This is a genomic window from Marinobacter sp. M-5, assembly GCF_032911545.1.
GTDB lineage: Bacteria > Pseudomonadota > Gammaproteobacteria > Pseudomonadales > Oleiphilaceae > Marinobacter > Marinobacter goseongensis.
This window is the reverse complement of sequence record NZ_JAWJEK010000002.1, coordinates 350,560-367,547: the sequence shown is the minus strand read 5'-3', so window position 1 is coordinate 367,547 and position 16,988 is coordinate 350,560. Positions and strand designations below refer to the sequence as shown.

Annotated in this window: 10 protein-coding genes; 6 read left to right on the top strand and 4 right to left on the bottom strand. The window is 61.1% G+C overall.

Annotation, left to right across the window (positions count from 1 at the left end; genetic code table 11):
* Positions 1–76 precede the first annotated feature (76 nt).
* The 4 genes from R0125_RS11025 (at position 77) to R0125_RS11010 (ending at position 4,976) form a co-directional block, all read left to right on the top strand.
* A complete protein-coding gene (locus tag R0125_RS11025) occupies positions 77–1,591 on the top strand; it encodes a diguanylate cyclase (RefSeq protein ID WP_317238203.1) in 1,515 nt (504 codons plus the stop codon).
* A gap of 78 nt (positions 1,592–1,669) precedes the next feature.
* The gene (locus R0125_RS11020; protein ID WP_317238202.1) at positions 1,670–2,536 is read left to right on the top strand and encodes an MBL fold metallo-hydrolase; all 867 of its coding nucleotides are present in this window, start codon (positions 1,670–1,672) and stop codon (positions 2,534–2,536) included.
* A gap of 7 nt (positions 2,537–2,543) precedes the next feature.
* Positions 2,544–4,280: a sulfate permease gene (locus tag R0125_RS11015; RefSeq protein ID WP_317238201.1), complete on the top strand. Its 1,737-nt coding sequence runs from the start codon at positions 2,544–2,546 to the stop codon at positions 4,278–4,280.
* A 36-nt stretch (positions 4,281–4,316) separates the two neighbouring features.
* Positions 4,317–4,976 (top strand): energy-coupling factor ABC transporter permease, encoded by a 660-nt coding sequence (locus R0125_RS11010; protein WP_317238200.1) that lies wholly within the window; start codon positions 4,317–4,319, stop codon positions 4,974–4,976.
* An 86-nt stretch (positions 4,977–5,062) separates the two neighbouring features.
* Here the strand turns inward: R0125_RS11010 and R0125_RS11005 are convergent, their stop codons facing one another.
* From R0125_RS11005 to R0125_RS10990, 4 genes are all read right to left on the bottom strand, one after another.
* Positions 5,063–6,385 (bottom strand): DUF1329 domain-containing protein, encoded by a 1,323-nt coding sequence (locus R0125_RS11005; protein WP_317238482.1) that lies wholly within the window; start codon positions 6,383–6,385, stop codon positions 5,063–5,065.
* 73 nt (positions 6,386–6,458) lie between these two features.
* Complete coding sequence (locus R0125_RS11000) at positions 6,459–8,366, bottom strand: DUF1302 domain-containing protein (protein WP_317238199.1); 1,908 nt, start codon at positions 8,364–8,366, stop codon at positions 6,459–6,461.
* A gap of 82 nt (positions 8,367–8,448) precedes the next feature.
* Entirely contained in the window at positions 8,449–11,604 is a 3,156-nt protein-coding gene (locus R0125_RS10995) for a hypothetical protein (protein WP_317238198.1), read from the bottom strand.
* Positions 11,605–11,978: 374 nt separating this feature from the next.
* Positions 11,979–12,404, bottom strand: coding sequence for a potassium channel family protein (locus R0125_RS10990; protein ID WP_248183385.1), 426 nt, complete (start codon positions 12,402–12,404; stop codon positions 11,979–11,981).
* A 186-nt stretch (positions 12,405–12,590) separates the two neighbouring features.
* On the opposite strand from R0125_RS10990, the gene R0125_RS10985 reads away from it, so the two are divergent.
* Together R0125_RS10985 and R0125_RS10980 are read left to right on the top strand one after the other, a co-directional pair.
* Positions 12,591–13,829 (top strand): efflux RND transporter periplasmic adaptor subunit, encoded by a 1,239-nt coding sequence (locus R0125_RS10985; RefSeq protein WP_317238197.1) that lies wholly within the window; start codon positions 12,591–12,593, stop codon positions 13,827–13,829.
* Positions 13,826–16,984 (top strand): efflux RND transporter permease subunit, encoded by a 3,159-nt coding sequence (locus R0125_RS10980; RefSeq protein ID WP_317238196.1) that lies wholly within the window; start codon positions 13,826–13,828, stop codon positions 16,982–16,984. The genes R0125_RS10985 and R0125_RS10980 overlap by 4 nt, the downstream gene beginning before the upstream one ends.
* The last annotated feature ends 4 nt before the right edge of the window (positions 16,985–16,988 follow it).

Sequence of the window (16,988 nt, the reverse complement as noted above, 5' to 3'; positions counted from 1 at the left end):
TCGCGGCATTTGTCGCCTTGCTCTACACTTCTTGAGTACGGATAGCGGGTACGTACCGGATGGAGCCGTTTGTTTCATGCATGATGAGCAGTCCGCAGGCAGCCCGGAGCATCAGTCGCCGGCGTTTTTCAACAAGCTGACGGGCAGTGTGCCGGGGATCATTTTCACCTACTGGCTGAGCGCGGACGCGCTTGAGCATAGGTACCCTTATGTCAGCGATAAACTGAAGGATCACTTCGGGATCGAGCCGGCGCAGCTGCAAGCTGACGCGGGTGCGCTTTTTGCGATCATCCACACGGACGACATGGCAGAGGTGCAGAACAGCATTCTCAATTCCGCGACGAATCTGGTGCCGTGGAAGTGCCACGCCAGATTGCGGCTGCCCTCCGGGGAGTTCCAGTGGTTCGAAGCCCACTCCGAACCCGAGCGCCAGCCCGACGGCAGCACATTGTGGTTTGGCCAGTTCCATAACATCCAGCATTACAAGGTACTGGAGGAATCTCTGCGGGAAAGCGAGGCGGAGTTCTCGTTTCAGGCCGGGTTTCAGAAGCTGATCGCGAAGCTGTCGACTGAGTTCATCAACCTGCACTTCGGCACCATTGATGAGTGTATTGAAGAGCTGCTGGAGACCATCGGCGAGTTCTTTGCGGTGGATCGCTCCTACCTCTACGAATTTTCCGATGACTATCTGGCCATGACTAACACCCACGAATGGGTACGATCCGGTGTGCCGGCGTTGAGAGACAGCCAGCAGAACGTGCCGATTAAGGACTTCCACTGGTGGCACCGGCAGATCGACGCCATGGTGCACAACAGCCGGGTGGTGTTTATTCCGGACGTTTCCCGACTGCCGCCGGAGGCCAGTGAAGAAAAGGCACTGCTGGAGGAACAGGGGGTGCATTCCATGTTCTGTGTACCGGTGACCATCCGTGGCCGGGTGACCGGGTTTTTCGGGGTGGATTCCCTGAGTCCGCGCCAGTGGCGGGAGGATCAGGCGGATCTGCTGACCATTGTCTCCGGCCTGTTATCGGGCTCATTGGAGCGGCATCGTCTGGAGCAGGAGCTGTTGCATCAGTCCATCCGGGACCCCCTGACGGGCCTGCATAACCGTCGTTATCTGATGCCGCGGCTATACGAGATGCTGGGCAGCGCAGTGCGGCATCACAACACCTTTGCCATCGCCATGTTCGACATTGATCACTTCAAGCAGATCAATGACACCCACGGGCACCTTGGCGGGGATTTCGTGCTGACGGAGTTTGCGAGGATTCTGGAGCATACCACCCGTTCCACCGACGTGGTTGCCCGGTTTGGCGGGGAAGAGTTCGTGGTGGCCTTTGTATTGGACGAAGCCGATGAGGTGACAACCCTGGTGGGCCGAATACTGAAGGCGGTTCGCAAACACCCGTTTGTGTTCGAGGGGTTGCCGATTGACGTCACTGTCAGTGCCGGTATTGCAGGCGTAATCGATATGCCGTCGGTGCCGTCCACGCCCGATCCAGTCATCGGTAAGGCGGACCACCATCTGTATATTGCCAAACAGGCAGGCCGGGATTGCTTCGTGGATGCATCAGGAGTTATCCGCATATAAGAAAAGATCATTTCACCTCATATTCAAAAACGGTATATGCTTATATCCTAAATATCGTTTTTACGCCGAGGTGAGCCCATGAACCGTCCTCTGGTTCAGCATTTTTTCGACGAACCGACCAATACTTTCAGCTACGTGGTCCGTGACCCCGACAGTGACGCCTGTGCCATCATCGATTCGGTGCTGGACTTCGACTACGCCGCCGGCCGCACCGACGTGCGCTCAGCCGATGCCATCGTCGACCACGTTCGTCGTGAACGGCTCACGGTGGAGTGGATTCTGGAAACCCACGTGCACGCGGATCACCTGTCGGCGGCACCGTATCTTCATGAGCGGTTGGGTGGCCGCACCGGAATTGGCGCCCACATCGTTGAGGTGCAGGCCATATTCGGTAAGGCCTTCAACGCCGGCACCGACTTTGCCCGGGATGGCAGCCAGTTTGACCGGCTGTTCAGGGAAGGCGACCGGTTGGAGATCGGCAACCTCAACGTCGAGGTTTTGCACACCCCCGGCCACACGCCGGCTTGCCTGACCTACGTGATCGGTGACGCCGCGTTTGTCGGTGACACCCTGTTCATGCCCGATTACGGCACCGCCCGCTGTGACTTCCCCGGTGGCGACGCCCGAACCCTGTACCGTTCGATCCGGAAGGTGCTGGCTCTGCCGCCGGAAACCCGGATCTTCCTGTGCCACGACTACAAGGCGCCGGAACGGGAAACCTATCAGCACATGACCACGGTGGCGGAGCAACGAAGGCAGAACGTGCACGTTCACGAGGGCGTCACCGAAGACGAGTTCGTGCGGATGCGTACCGAACGGGATGCCACCCTGGACATGCCCCGGCTGATTCTGCCGTCGGTGCAGGTCAACATGCGGGCCGGCCACCTGCCGCCGGCAGAAGACAATGGGCAGGTGTACCTCAAAGTGCCGGTCAACCTGTTCTGAGCCCCTCATGAGCCTGAAACGTCACCTTCCGCTGCTGCAATGGCTGCCGCAGTATCGTAAAGAACAGGCGGCCAGCGACCTGGTAGCCGCGGTGATCGTCACCGTTATGCTGATTCCCCAGTCGCTGGCGTACGCCTTACTGGCCGGGTTGCCCGCGCAAGTGGGCCTCTACGCCAGCATTCTGCCGCTGGTGCTCTACGCGGTGTTCGGCACCAGCCGCACGCTGTCGGTTGGCCCTGTGGCGGTGGTGGCGCTTATGACGGCGGCGGCGCTGGCACCGATTGCCGCGCCGGGCAGCCCGGAGTATCTGGCGGGCGCGGTGCTGCTGGCGGTTATGTCAGGCCTGATGCTGACCGCCATGGGGCTGATGAAGCTGGGCTTCTTGGCGAATTTCCTCAGCCACCCGGTGATTTCCGGCTTTATCACCGCCTCGGGGCTGGTGATTGCCGCCAGCCAGATCAGGCATCTGCTGGGTATTGAAGGGGCTGGCCACAATCTGCTGGAGATTGGCGAGTCGCTGGCGGGCAACCTGGGCCAGACTCACGGGCCAACGTTGCTGATGGGGACCGGTACCCTGCTGTTCCTGATATTCGCCCGCACCCACCTCAAGTCATTACTGGTGCGCTCTGGCGCCAGTGCCCGGGCGGCCGACATCGCCACTAAAACCGCGCCGATTCTCGCGGTTCTGGTGACCACATTGCTTGCCTGGGGGCTGGGCCTCGGGGCTCTGGGCTTCAGCCTGGTGGGCCAGGTACCTTCCGGATTGCCGCAGCTGACCCTGCCTTCCATGGACGTTGTGGTCTGGAAACAACTGGCGGTGGGTGCACTGCTGATCGGCGTTGTGGGCTTTGTGGAGTCGGTATCGGTGGGACAGACGCTGGCGGCCAAACGGCGTCAACGCCTCGACCCGGACCAGGAACTGATCGGCCTTGGCGCCGCCAATCTGGGCGCGGGTTTTTCCGGTGGCATGCCGGTAACCGGCGGATTCTCCCGCTCGGTCGTGAACTTTGATGCCGGCGCGAAAACGCCGGCCGCGGGGGCCTACACCGCGGTGGGAATTGCGCTGGCAACACTGGTGCTGACACCGGCCATCGCCTATCTGCCGACCACAACGCTGGCCGCCACGATCATTGTCGCCGTAGCCACACTGATCGACTTTCCGGCATTGCGGCGCACCTGGCGATATTCCCGCCCCGACTTCGGTGCCATGCTGGCGACTATCGTGCTGACCCTGCTGCACAGTGTGGAGGCGGGCATTGTAGCTGGCGTGGGGCTGTCCATCGGGCTGTTCCTGTATCGCACCAGCCGGCCCCACAGTGCGGTAGTCGGGCGGGTGCCGGGCACCGAGCATTTCCGCAATATCAATCGCCATCAGGTGGAAACCAGCCAGCAGGTGACTTTTCTGCGGGTCGACGAGAGTCTGTACTTTGCCAATGCCCGCTTTCTGGAGGAGACCGTGATGGATCTGGTCACCCGTCAGCCGCAGGTGAAAGACCTGGTACTGGTGTGCCCTGCCGTTAACCTGATCGATGCGTCTGCGCTGGAGAGTCTGGAAACCATCAATGAGCGTATGACGGATGCAGGTGTGCGTTTGCACCTGTCTGAGGTCAAGGGGCCGGTGATGGACCGGTTGAAAAACACCCAGTTGCTCAGCCGCCTTGGCGGTCAGGTGTTCCTGAGTACGTTCGAAGCCTGGCGCGCACTGGTGACGCCCGCGGAGATGCCGCTCACCAGCGCCCGCTGATACACTGAGTGCCCGGGAGAAGAGGGCAAAGCATTCATGGGCATGACGGACAATCTGTTGTCCACAGCGCAGCTGATGGTCACCGCACTGCTGTTTTTCGGGGTGTTGGTGGTGGCGGTCCGCCAGGTGGATTGGCACGCTCTGCGCAAGGACAACGCACTGCAGCACTCATTCTTCGGGGCGGCCGTGGTGCTGGGATTTCTCTGGCAGCTGAGGGCCGGGCTGTCGCCGGGCCTGTCGATCCATGTGTTCGGTATCACGGTGGTCACCCTGATGCTGGGCTGGGGCCTGGCGGTTCTTGCGGGCCTGTTGGCGTTGGTGATCACGGTGATCACCGGGCGTGAGCCGCTGTTGATGTTTGCCGCCAACGGTCTGGTCACGGTGATGGTGCCGGCTCTGGTCAGCCACGGCATCATGCTGTGGGAGCGCCAGCGCAATTTCCGCAATTTTTTCGCCTATATTTTTTTCTGTGGCTTCTTCGGCGCCGGCATAGCCGTGGCGTGCGCCGGGTTAGTGATGTGCATGATGTTATGGAGTGCCGGTGTGTACGACCTCAGTGAGCTGGTCCACGAATACATCCGCTACCTGCCGCTATTCATGATTCCGGAGGGATTCGCCAACGGCGCCTTTGTGACCGGTCTAATGGTGTTTCATCCGGATCGCCTCACCACACTGGATCAGAGTCGATACCGCTAGAGCAAACGGTCAAAAAACAAAACCCGCTTCCTTTCGAAAGCGGGTTTTGCGTCAGCCCCCTTTTACAGGGTATTCAGGCATCGGTGTTAACGAACGCCGGCACGTCTCAACGCCGCCGGTGTGAACTCGTTGGAGCGGGCGGTCACGTCAAAGGTGTAGGGGTCGTCTTCCTCGTTGGTCAGACCCAGGGCAAGGTAACGGCCAGACAGCAGGTCGTACAGGGTTTCCACGGCGTAACTGGGCACGCCGATATCGTAACCCTGAAGCATGTGCGCTTCCGCCACGCGCCACAGCTCACCGCGGCCGTCGTAGTGATCGATCACCGCAATCTGCCAGGAATCTTCATCCACATAGAAGTCACGCTGGCCATAGATATGGCGCTCGCCGTCCTTCAGCTTGGCGCGAACGTGCCACACCCGATGAAGTTCATAGCGCAGCAGCTCCGGATTGAGGTGGCCCGGTTGCACGATGTCGTCATAGGTCAGGCTGCGGTCGGTCAGGCGGTAGGAGTTGTAGGGAATGTACATCTCCTTCTTGCCCACCAGCTCCCAGTCGTAGCGGTCCGGTGCGCCGTTGTAGAGGTCGAAGTTATCGGTGGTGCGCTGGCCATCGGCCGCAGTGCCGGGGCCGTCATAGGCGACCTGGGGAGCGCGGCGAACCCGGCGCTGGCCGGAATTGTACAGCCACGCCCGGCGGGCCTCCTCAACCTGGTCCAGGGTTTCGTGCACCAGCAGCACGTTACCGGCCAGCCGTGACGGCGCGGTGATCACCTGTTTGAAGTAGAACAACACGTTGTCGTCCTGACCCGGTTCATAATCCGCCAATGCCACACGGTCGGCCAGATGCTCGGTGAATTTGACCGGGCTGAAATCGCCGTTGGCCTGGGGGGTCACCTGTGCAACGTTGCGGATGATGGAGCCGCCCCGATAACGGGTGATATGGTTGAAAATGACCTCAACCCCTTTCTTCGGAATCGGGAAAGGCACGCCGGTCTGGTAGTTCCTGAGGCCGTTGCCATCGGCAGTCAGCGAAACCGTGGTCGCGTTCTCAGCGGCCTTGTCCATCAGCCTGTCCGGGTAGGCGGCTGTGCGTCGGGTCTGGTAGACCGGAATGAAGAAGCTGTCATAGGCTTCGATTGTGGCGATCTGGCCCGGCGAGAGCCGGTCCTTGTATTCATCGACATTGCTCTGATCAATCTTGAACAGCATCTCGTCGTTGGGGAACGGATCCGGGTAAATGCCCTCTTCGGGCTGGTTTACCGGTGGCGAAGTCAGCCCGCCGGTCCATTCCGGAATTTCGTCACCGTTACCGGCCTTTTCGGCGCCGATGGGGGTGAGCTCTTTGCCGAGTTTTGCCGCTTCCTCAGCGGAGACAGCCGCAAGGGCTGCCCCTGAGCTGAACAGGTACATGGCAATGGCACTGCCAATGAGGTGTTTACGGTAATTATTCACAAGTGACTCCTTTGTGATTGTGGTTCGTGTATCAGAATGAGTAGGAAACGCTCGCCGCAACAAAGTCCCGGTCCGAGATTTCGTTGTAATCACCGCCAAAATAGGAGGTGTAGCTGATGGAAGCGGAGTAGGTGTTCTGATAGTTGGCGTCAAGACCCAGACTCACCGACTTGTTGCCTTCCTTGAAGTTGCCGCCCGGATCCGGGGCATAGCCCTCGACATCGTGGGTGAAGAACAGCTTCGGCAGCAGGTTGATGCCGGCGATGGCATTGGAGTAATCCAGGGCGAACAGGGTCCGGTAGCCCCAGGAGAACGACGTGGTGAAGCCGTCAGAGCCACAGTTGGTGGGGTTGATGTTCAGCCGGGTGGTTTCGTCACCGGGGCCCTGGCTGCACAGGTCGCCGCTGAAGGACGGGCCGTCCAGCGGGACTGGGCCAACACCAAAGAGGCCCGACCGTCCATAGCGGGCTTCGCTTTTATCCGGCAGATCGTGCACATAGGTGGCGCCAATCTCGGCAATGGCTATCAGTCGGCTGGCACCCAGCACCCGGTCGACAAAGTGGATCAATGTCGCCTGGGCCTGGGATACGTTATACCGGTCGTAACCGTCAACGGCCTTGCCGGCGTAATTGAAGTCGGGATCGTTTTCCCGAACCTGCTGCTCCAGCTTGCTCACCACCTGACCGTCCGGGCCGCGTTGTTGCAGGCCACCGTAAATCAGCTCAAAGGTGTTCCACTGAATCGGCATGTTGGGGCGGAAGCTGTACTCGGCGCCCAGCGAGGTACCGGTGGGCAGTGTAGTGTTGATGCTGATGCCGTACAGATCGATCCCCTTCGGGTAGTCGATAAAGTAGCTGGGAAAGCGGGTGAACGGCTCGTTGGGATCGTTGATCTGGTTTGCTGTCGGGCTCTCCGGGTTGTTGACCACGCCGCTGATGTAGGGCAGGCGGCTATGGTAGCGGACGTAGTAGAAGCCCAGCTCGGAATCGAGAGCCGGGACAAACCAGCGCACGGCGGCGCCGAACTGGTCTCTGTCACCAGGCTCCACGTCGCCCCGCCGGGGCGCCACAAAGCCTTCTTCAAAGGCCTGGGCATCGGGCACCTGCCCCGCCAGAAGCACTGGGCCACAGCCGTCCGCCGCGACATCCGCAGACGAGAAATAGGTACCGCAGTCATCCACCCTGAACGGTTCCCATTCGGTCTGGACGAAGGCCTCAACGTTGATTTCTGGGGTGATGCCGACGGAGGTGTACAGCATATTGACCGGCAGCAGAACGTCTTTTAACTCGGCGCCGGGTGTGCGGAACGCTGGCACATCGATCGGGTTGATGGTGTTGATACCGCCGAGGATAAAGGTGCTCTCACCCCAGCTCAGTACCTGGCGGCCGTAGCGTACCGAAATCGGGGTGTTGCCGGCGTACCAGTCGGTAAAGATGTAAGCGTCCAGCAGATCCGCGCCGGCGGCGTTATCTTTGGCCTCCGGATTGAGTTCGCGGCGTTGCCCGACGGGATCTACTGCGCGCTCGTTGTCTTTGAGCTCGAAATCGTAGAAGTAGCTGCCACGGATCAGCGCGCCGATCCGGGTGAGATAATCGCTGTCCGGGCTATAGTCCAGGAAAAGTTCGGACCGCCCCCGCAGGATCTGCGAGTAGGGGTCACCCTTCTCGAAGTTGAGGTTGCCATCGTCAAAATTGTTGGAGGATGCGCCGGTATTGCTGTAGGCGAATTCGGTACCGAGGTTGCCCTGGGTGATCAGATCCGGGTCCTGATCTTCAACACGCACGCCGATGCCTGCCGTCAGGGTGGTGCTGAAAGAGGCGTCGATGCCGTAGAGATCAAAACTAAAGGCCATGGCGGAGGTCGACACCATGGATGACAGCGCCGCCGTAGCCAGCGACAGTCGGGTTCGGGTAAAGCGGGAAGAATTTCTTGTTGTCATTTCTACTGCTCCAGTTCTTTTATTCTTGGGGCCCCGCACGCACTTTGTTGCGGGGCCCGGGGGCGACGTTTTAACGTTGCCGTCAGATCAGACCGCCGAAGAGACCGTCAAGCAGGCCGCCGCCATCGCCACCGTCTCCGCCGTCGGATCCGTCACCGTCAGCCGGCTCGGCGCCGCCGTCGGTGGCACCGTCACACTCTGCATCGCCCGGCGCGTTGCCCACGCCCTGCACCACGCAGTCGTTGGTCACGTCCACGGTAAACGGGGTGTCGGCGTCCACGCGGCTGCGGAACAGAGCCACCAGTTGCGTCGTCATTTCGTCAAACACCGCGCTGGAGCTGAATGGGTCAGAGCCCTTCTGGCCGGCAGAAATCGGGTTGCCGTGTGAGCCTTCAAGGTAGCGGGTGATGATCGGGCGGGTGCCATCATCGCTGCCGTCCTCGTTGTCGATGCTGACCGCGCCCATGAAGCGAGCCATGGGATCGGTGCCGGCCAGCGGCGCAGGACGACTGTCGATCTGGAAGCCTGTTGAGGTCACCAGTTCGAGGGGACCCTGATCGTACAGCTGGTCGTCTGCGGCGTTGGGGATCGTCGGATCAGACGGGCGATCGGCATCGCCTTCAAGACCGACGATGGACGTCAACAAGGTCGCCTCATTGCCGCTCTCCTGGAACAACGGCGCAAAGGCGACCGGGTCGGTGGAATCCAGCAGGGCCTGGAACACATTGAAATAGATGTTCAGTTCCGTTCTGCCTTGAGCCAGAAGGCCGTCAGACGCCGCATCAAGAGCGGGCAGCAACACCGGGGCGATGGTTTCTCGGGAGTTTTCCGCGATGCGCGAGAACTGGCCCCCGGTATTGAACAGGATCGACCCCAGAATCGGGTTAAGGTCGGGATTGTCCTGCGCCGCCAGATTGTTGATCACCGGATAGGGCACACCACCCATCCCGCTCAGCGAGTGGCTGATGAAGTACACCCGGTCGGTGTTCATGCTGGTGCCGTCGGCGCAGGGGCCGTCCGCCGCGCATTGATTGATGGCCGCTTCAATAGCCGGCAACAGCGCGTTGATGTTCAGCAGATCCAGCGCACCCTGACGCATATTGTCGCGGGTGTTGGCAAAGTTGGTGAAGTTGAGGAACAGACTGCCCGACTCCGGATTGGCCACCTGATCCCTGGCCACCGCCTGCATGGCATCGTTGGCGGTGAAACCGAAGTGCCTTTCGGTGGCGTCGGCAGACGCACCGGGCTGCTGGGAGATTTCGACCATGCCGGGCGTTGTTGCCGGGTCGTTCTCGTCCCGGGCGCTGGTGGCGGCTTCGCCGAACACACCGTTCAGCGGTAGATCGATGCCGACGGTGATGAAACAGTTGTCGCTGTTACTCGGTGCGCCACCGCTGTCTGCCAGGCAGAGAAGTGCCGCGGCTGTGGCCATCGGCAGAATCGCCGAGCGGTCCTGGGTAGCGGCGTGCTGGTAGATAATCACCGGATAGCCTTCTGCAGGCGGGCCACCAAAGAGGGGGTTGGTGTCGGGCGTGCCAACGATAATGGGAATCTTGGTGTCTGCTCGCTTCTGGATAAACGGGAATCTGTAGCTCACCCTGTTGGACTGCGCTTGCGGCAGGTCGGTATTTGCACTGAAGTCCGCCGGCTGCCATGAGCCAGTCTGAAGCGGGCTGCCATCAGTGCCGTTGGGCAATTGCTGATAGTAAGGCAGCGTGATTTCACCTTCGTAGACCTGAAGGTCGATGTCATCGATCACGATCAGATTGGCCTGTTGGCCCAGCGACGGATTGATCTCACGCCCCAGTTTCTGGCTGAAGAAACGCACCGGTGATGGCTCGCCGGATGCCGGATCGTAAGCCGCAGGAATGTCCAGAATCTCGGCGGCGTCGGCCGCCAGCTCGGCCGCCCGGGCCGAAACATTCACTGAGTCTTCCACGGCCTGGGTGGCGGTTGCCTGAAGGATGAACGCCAACCGGCGGTCGTCATCCTCAGAAGCCACCAGATCGCTGTACAGCACACGCACGCTGTTTCCGTTCGCCGCGACAAGAGTATCAGCGAGCTCGGCGTCGAACAGGCGATAGGTGTCATCGGTCAGCAGATCAAATATGCGCGAGTTGATTTGCTGGTCCTCTGCAGACGCCCCGCTCAGTGGCTGACCGGACAGGTTGAAGTCCCCTGCCACCATTGCGTTCAATACCGCCTGTTTGCGGTCGATGAGCAGATGATTGCGGAACCAGCTGGCGGGTGCCGCGTTGGCCAGCAGAATATCCTCCACCGCCGTGGTGGTGAAGCTGATCGCAAAGGTCACGTCGTCAAATGTGGGTATAGCGTCCACGCTAAGCCCGCTGTCGCTGCGTACCTGGCGTTTGAAGTCGAAGAAGTCAGAGCCCAGTGCCCGCGCCGGCAACATGGAGTCGCGGAAGGGCTGAAGCGCCGGGTTGCTGAGTACAAAGTCGGGGTCGGACGCGGTCTGGAAGCGGATTTCCTGAACCAGCGGGTCGCCGTTCTTGTCCAGGATGTCGTTGCTCAGTACCACCGCGTATTTGGTTTTCGGTTTCAGCGGTTGAACCGGAAGAATGCGGATGGCGTTGTTTTCGGCACCACCGGCGGCTCCGGCCGGACCGTTGGCGTCCACAGTAATGATTTCAATGCGGAAACGCCGTTCCAGCAATTCCTGATAAATGGCCTCAGCGGCTGCGGTATCGCCTTGCGCTTCCAGGCGCTTGGCGTGGCGGTACTGTTCAGCGGCGACCACGCCACCGACTTCCCGCGGTTGCTGGAAGACAGCGTCACCCGTGGGGTGTTCGATCTCCAGCACGAACACGTTCTGGTCCGGGTTGGGGACAACGTCACCGTCCACCTCAACAAAATTGCGGGCGTCCAGGGTCTGATTCGGATCCAGACTGTCGCTGATCTTGATGTCGAAAGGCGCCAGCACGGAGTTGCCGTCAACGAAGCCCAGCCCGGTGGTGACCGGATTGGTGGGGTCGGTGCCGTTGAGCATGGTGCCGTCGTTTTCCGGGTTCAGGAAAAACAGCGGATCGCTGGGAAGCGGGAACTCGGTGTCCAGAGGACGGAAGATGGGTTTGGTGCCATCCTGACTGAATCTGGGGTTATCGATCTCGAAGATCGGGTTGGCGTTCTTTCCGGTCTGGCCGCCACTGTCAAGGCAACCCGCTAGCACGGTACTACCTGCAACAACCGCCAGGAGCGATTTCTTGTTGAAACTGACCATCTTGGTACCTTTCCGCTTGTTATTGTCGTTCGAGGCGGTGGCCGCCTCTGAACCAAAACGAACGGCGCTTAGAAAAGGTTCCAGAAAAATGTCAATAAGATGTTTGTAGTGAGTTGTGCGTAGTTTGGTGGGCCCGGCATTTCCTCACGGACGACCGGGAATTGATCCGGTTTGGCCACAGTTCGTATGTAGAGGTAACCGGGCTGCATGTTGCGTGCGTTATTGAGAGTCAGGTTGTGAGTCTTCGGATGGCGGTTTCCCGTTTTCGACAGACAGCGGGTAACGTTAGCCCCGGGTGGATCCATGCCACCCGGGGTTTTTTTTGATACTCAGGAATGCGTCGGCTGTACTACACTCTGGCGCAACAACGGGTGTTAACGGGTTGGCCAATAGCGCTGCATTTCGACGAACAGGAACGAGGCGCTCCAGGTGATCAGCACCAGGCCGGTTAGGGCTTCGATGCCGGTGAGAAAACGCAGGATGCCCATGGCTTCGATGTCGCCGTAGCCCAGGGTGGTGAACGTGGTGAAGGAGAAGTAAACGCAGTCCAGCAGGCTGCCGCTGAAGTTACCGGCCAGTTCGCCCCACCCCTCGGCGTGGTGCATCACGTAGAAGGCCAGGCCGAAGATCCAGACCTGGAGCGTATGGGTCGCAAGAATGCCCAGCACGCCGGTGATAAGACGGAAATGGTGACTCTGGCGCATTCTCGCCAAAAAACCGCTGAGGCGCAGCAGGGCTTCGTTATGAATGACCACCACCACAACCACGATGAGTGCGTTGATCAGGGTCGCATTCAGCAGATGGAGTTGTTCGGTCAACGCCAAGGGTATCGCTCTCCGTTTGTGCGGCGGCAGATATCGCTGTGCTCAAGCCACAAAGATGAGATCCTGCCGATCCAATGACACGTTCTGATTGTATTCTGATTGTATAGTAGCGTGAGTTGAACCGCCCAAGCGGCATTAATCACCTTAGCCGGCCAGTATGTCATGTCCAAACGACTCATCCCCTTTCTGATCATTGCCGTCGGCATCGCCGGCTTTCTGTTGTTGAAAATGACACGTCCCGAGCCCGTCGAGGTCACTGCCACGGAACGCAGTTGGCGCGTGGATGTCCAGGCTGTCGAGCCCGGGATCCACACTCCGGTGTTGGCGCTCTATGGTGAGGTGCTTGCGCCGGAGCAGCTGACGGTGACCGCAACTCTGGCAGGGCGCATCGGCGAACGGCCGGTCGCCGAGGGCCAGCAGGTGAGCGCGGGCGATTTGCTGGTGGCGCTGGACGACGCAGATATTGGTCCGGCACTGGCCCAGGCTGAGGCGCAGGTGGCCGATCTGGAGGCGCAGATCCGCTCGGAGCAGGTGCGCTATCGCACCGATCGGGCGGCACTCGCCAGTGAGCAGGCCATTGTTGACAACGCCCGCCGGCAATTGGAGCGCACCCGCGCTCTGGTCGATCGCAATCTGGCCTCCCGGGAGGCTCTGGAAGCGTCCACCGACGCCGCCGCCCGCGCGGAGCTGACGGTCAACACCCGGCAACGGGCGGTTGAGGAACGCCCCGCGCGGTTGCAGAGCCTGCAGGCGAAACAGGCCCAGGCCGTGGCCAACCTGGAAAGCACCCGGCGGGATGCGGCTCGAGCGCGAATGGTGGCACCCTTCGACGGTATCGTGACTGGAGTCGAGGTGGCGCGGGGGGATCAGGTCAGCCGCAATGAGCCGTTGCTGTCACTGTACCCAATTGACGGCCTGGAGCTGCGGGCGCGGGTGCCCGACGTGTTCCTGGCGGAGTTGCAGCGCGCCCTGGCCGCGGGTGAGTCGTTAATGGCCACCAGTGCCGATGGTCAGCACCGCTTCCGTCTGGCCCGTTTCGCCGGCACCAGCGATGCCTCCGGCACCGAGGCCATTCTCGAGCTTGAGGGTGAGCCTGACGGTCTGCGCCCGGGCGCACTGATGCCGGTCACCCTGGAACGAGCCCCGCGGAACAACAGCGTGAGTATTCCGTTCAGTGCGCTCTACGGCGCTGACAGTGTGTATTTGCTGACCACAGACGGTCGCATGGAACGCGCCACCGTGGAGCGAATCGGCGAGGCCCGGGGCGACAACGGTGAGCGCCGCTTGCTGGTATCCGGAAACGCACTGGTTGCGGGCGCTCGCCTCATCACCACCCATCTGCCCAATGCCATCACCGGCCTGAAGGTGGATGTGGCGAACACCGGAGCCTCCGGGGAATGAGGCGGAAAAAGGGTGTGATCGGTTTCTTTGTGCATCACCGGGTGGCGGCCAACCTGGTGATGCTGGTGATGCTGCTGGGCGGCGTGCTGGCGCTGACGCGCATGAATATTCAGTTTTTTCCCACCTTCGCTCTCGACGTGGTCAGCGTTCGCGTGGTGTGGAGTGGCGCTTCCGCTGAAGACGTGGAGCAGGGCATCACCAATCCCCTTGAGCAGCGCCTGCGCAGTGTTGATGGGTTGAAGCGAATGACCTCCACCTCGGCCCAGAGCGTGTCGTCCATCACCCTGGAATTCGAGGAAGACAGCAACCCGATTCAGGCGCTGGACGACGTCCGTCAGCAGGTGGATGAATTCACCAATCTGCCCGCCGAGGCCGAGGAGCCTCAGGTCACCCGGCTGGAGCGCTACGAACCCGTGGCCAGGTTGCTGGTGTCCGGCGAGGTGGACCGCCGTGAATTGCGGCAACTGGCCTACCGCTTCGAAGACGAACTGCTGCAGCGGGGCATTGACCGCGTGTCTATCCGCGGCTTGCCCGAGCAGCAGATCAGTATCGATGTGCCCATTGAGCGCCTGGAAACCCTGGGTCTGTCCCTCGACCAGATTGCCGAGCGGGTGGGGGCCATATCGCGGGATCTGCCGGCCGGGATGATGGGTCAGCAGGATGCCACCCGGGAGTTGCGGGCGGTGGAACAGCGCCGCAGCCCGCAGGCCTTTGAAACGGTTTCCGTGCTCAGCGGCGAACGCATTCAGTTGACCCTCGGCGACATTGCCATCATCCGGCAGGAAGCCCGGGAAAGTCAGCTCACTCTGGACCGGGACGGCCGGCCAGCGGTTGAACTGCAGTTGCAGAGAGCGGAGAACGGTAACTCCCTGGCGGCCGCAGAGGTTCTCAAGACCTGGCTGGAAGACACCCGACCCTTGTTGCCGCCCACGGTGACAATGGAGGTCTATGACGAAACCTGGCAACTGCTGGATGATCGTATCTCGCTGCTGGTGAAGAACGGTCTGGGCGGCCTGGTGCTGGTGGTTTGCCTGCTGTACCTTTTCCTCCCGGGCCGGGTGGCGGTCTGGGTGGCGATCGGTATCCCCACGGCCTTCCTCGCTGCGCTGGCGGTGCTGTGGCTGATCGGTGGCTCCATCAACATGATTTCCCTGTTTGCCCTGATCATGGCGCTGGGGGTGATCGTGGACGACGCGATTGTGGTTGGTGAAGACGCCGACGCCCATGCCCGCATGGGGGAGGAAGCCCTTTATGCCTCCGAAGGCGCAGCGAAGCGCATGGTGTGGCCGGTTCTGGCGTCATCGCTCACCACCGTGGCCGCCTTCATGCCGTTGCTGGTGGTCGGCGGTGTCATCGGTAACATTCTTGGTGATATCCCGCTGGTGATGATCTGTGTGCTGATCGCTTCGCTGCTGGAATGTTTCATCGTGCTGCCGGCCCACCTGCGGCACGCCTTCGTTCCCCGCCGCAAAAAACGCGGCCGCCAGAAAGACGTGGAGCCGCCGCAGCCGGGCCCGGTCACCCGGTTTCGCAATCGGTTCGAGCAACGTTTCGATCACTTCCGGGACGGCCGTTTCCGTGCGTTCTCCCGTTTTACCCTCGCCAATCGTGGCGCGACGCTGGCGGCTGCGCTGGCGTTGGCACTGGTCACGGTGGGTTTGCTGGCGGGCGGGCGGCTCGGGTTCAACTTTTTCCCTACGCCGGAGCCGTCGGTGCTGTACGCCAATGCCAGCTTTGTGGCGGGCACCAACCGGAAAACCGTGGACAGGTTTCTGGCCGATATGCAGCGCACGCTCAATGACACCGAGGAGGCCCTGGGCGGTGATCTGATCCTGCATGCAGTCACCACCCATGGCAGCACCCAGGGCGCGGAGGGCTCGTCACGCGCTGGTGACGAGCTGGGGTCCATGATGGTTGAGCTGGTGCCCTCGGACCGGCGGAATGTGCGCAACCCCACCTTTATTACCGAGTGGCGTGAGCGCCTGAATCTGCCGGCCGGGCTGGACTCCCTGAACATCTCCGAGCGTCAGTCCGGGCCGCCCGGTCGTGACATCAATGTGCGGCTCACCGGTGAAAGTGCCCTCGACCTCAAACTGGCGTCGGAATCCCTGGCGGAGTCGGTGCGCAGTCTGCCCGGAGTGCTGGATGTGCAAGACGACATGCCCTGGGGCCGGGAACAACTGGTGTATCAGGTCAGCGCCTATGGCGAGGCGCTGGGGCTGACCACCACGGATCTGGGCCAGCAGTTACGGGCGGCGTACGACGGTCGCATTGCGCAGATCTACCAGGATGGCCGCGACGAAGTGGAGGTGCGGGTGCAACTGCCCCGGGCCCAGCGGGAGAGTATGGCGTCGCTGGCGCGCATGACGGTGCGGGTGCCGGATGGCCGCTTTGTGCCCCTGACCCAGGTGATGAACCTGGACCACCGCCAGGGCTTCGAGGCCCTGCGCCATGCCGACGGCGAGCTGGCGGTGGAGGTCACTGCGTCCCTCAACACCCGCATCAGCACGGCGGATCAGGTGCTCGGCAACCTGGCGGACAACGTGCTTCCCGAGCTGGTGCGGAAATACAACCTGCAATACAGTTTTGAAGGTCGCTCCGCGGATCAGCGGGAAACCATGGCGGACATGAAAACCGGTCTGATGATTGGTCTCGGGCTCATGTACGTGGTGCTGGCCTGGGTGTTTGCCTCCTGGAGCCTGCCATTGATTGTGATGGCGATCATTCCGTTTGCCCTGGTGGGTGCGCTGCTTGGCCACTGGATCATGGGGTTGCAGCTGACCATCCTGTCGTTGTTCGGGCTGTTCGGTCTGTCGGGCATTGTGGTCAATAACGCCATCATCCTGGTGGCGTTCTACGGCGATGCTCGCAAGAAGGGGCTGGGCATCAACGATGCCCTGAACGAAGCCGCAGTTCAGCGGGTGCGCGCGGTCCTGCTGACCTCGCTCACCACCATTGGCGGGTTGTTACCCTTGCTGTTCGAAACCTCCCTGCAGGCGCAGTTCCTGATCCCCATGGCCACCTCCATCGCATTTGGGCTGGGTCTGTCTACGCTGCTGGTGCTGGCAGTGATTCCGGCGCTGTTGTCGTATCTTGAGCAGTTCCGCGAATGGCGCGCGCGTGATCGCGGGGAAGCTGCCGAACCCATCGCTTAAAGAG

What these genes read in the sequence shown, in the direction of transcription:
- R0125_RS10980 (WP_317238196.1), top strand. Translation starts at nt 13,826, where the DNA reads ATGAGGCGGAAAAAGGGTGTGATCGGTTTCTTTGTGCATCACCGGGTG.
- R0125_RS10985 (WP_317238197.1), top strand. Translation starts at nt 12,591, where the DNA reads ATGTCCAAACGACTCATCCCCTTTCTGATCATTGCCGTCGGCATCGCC.
- R0125_RS11010 (WP_317238200.1), top strand. Translation starts at nt 4,317, where the DNA reads ATGGGCATGACGGACAATCTGTTGTCCACAGCGCAGCTGATGGTCACC.
- R0125_RS11005 (WP_317238482.1), bottom strand. Translation starts at nt 6,385, where the DNA reads ATGTACCTGTTCAGCTCAGGGGCAGCCCTTGCGGCTGTCTCCGCTGAG.
- R0125_RS11020 (WP_317238202.1), top strand. Translation starts at nt 1,670, where the DNA reads ATGAACCGTCCTCTGGTTCAGCATTTTTTCGACGAACCGACCAATACT.
- R0125_RS11025 (WP_317238203.1), top strand. Translation starts at nt 77, where the DNA reads ATGCATGATGAGCAGTCCGCAGGCAGCCCGGAGCATCAGTCGCCGGCG.
- R0125_RS11015 (WP_317238201.1), top strand. Translation starts at nt 2,544, where the DNA reads ATGAGCCTGAAACGTCACCTTCCGCTGCTGCAATGGCTGCCGCAGTAT.
- R0125_RS10995 (WP_317238198.1), bottom strand. Translation starts at nt 11,604, where the DNA reads ATGGTCAGTTTCAACAAGAAATCGCTCCTGGCGGTTGTTGCAGGTAGT.
- R0125_RS11000 (WP_317238199.1), bottom strand. Translation starts at nt 8,366, where the DNA reads ATGACAACAAGAAATTCTTCCCGCTTTACCCGAACCCGACTGTCGCTG.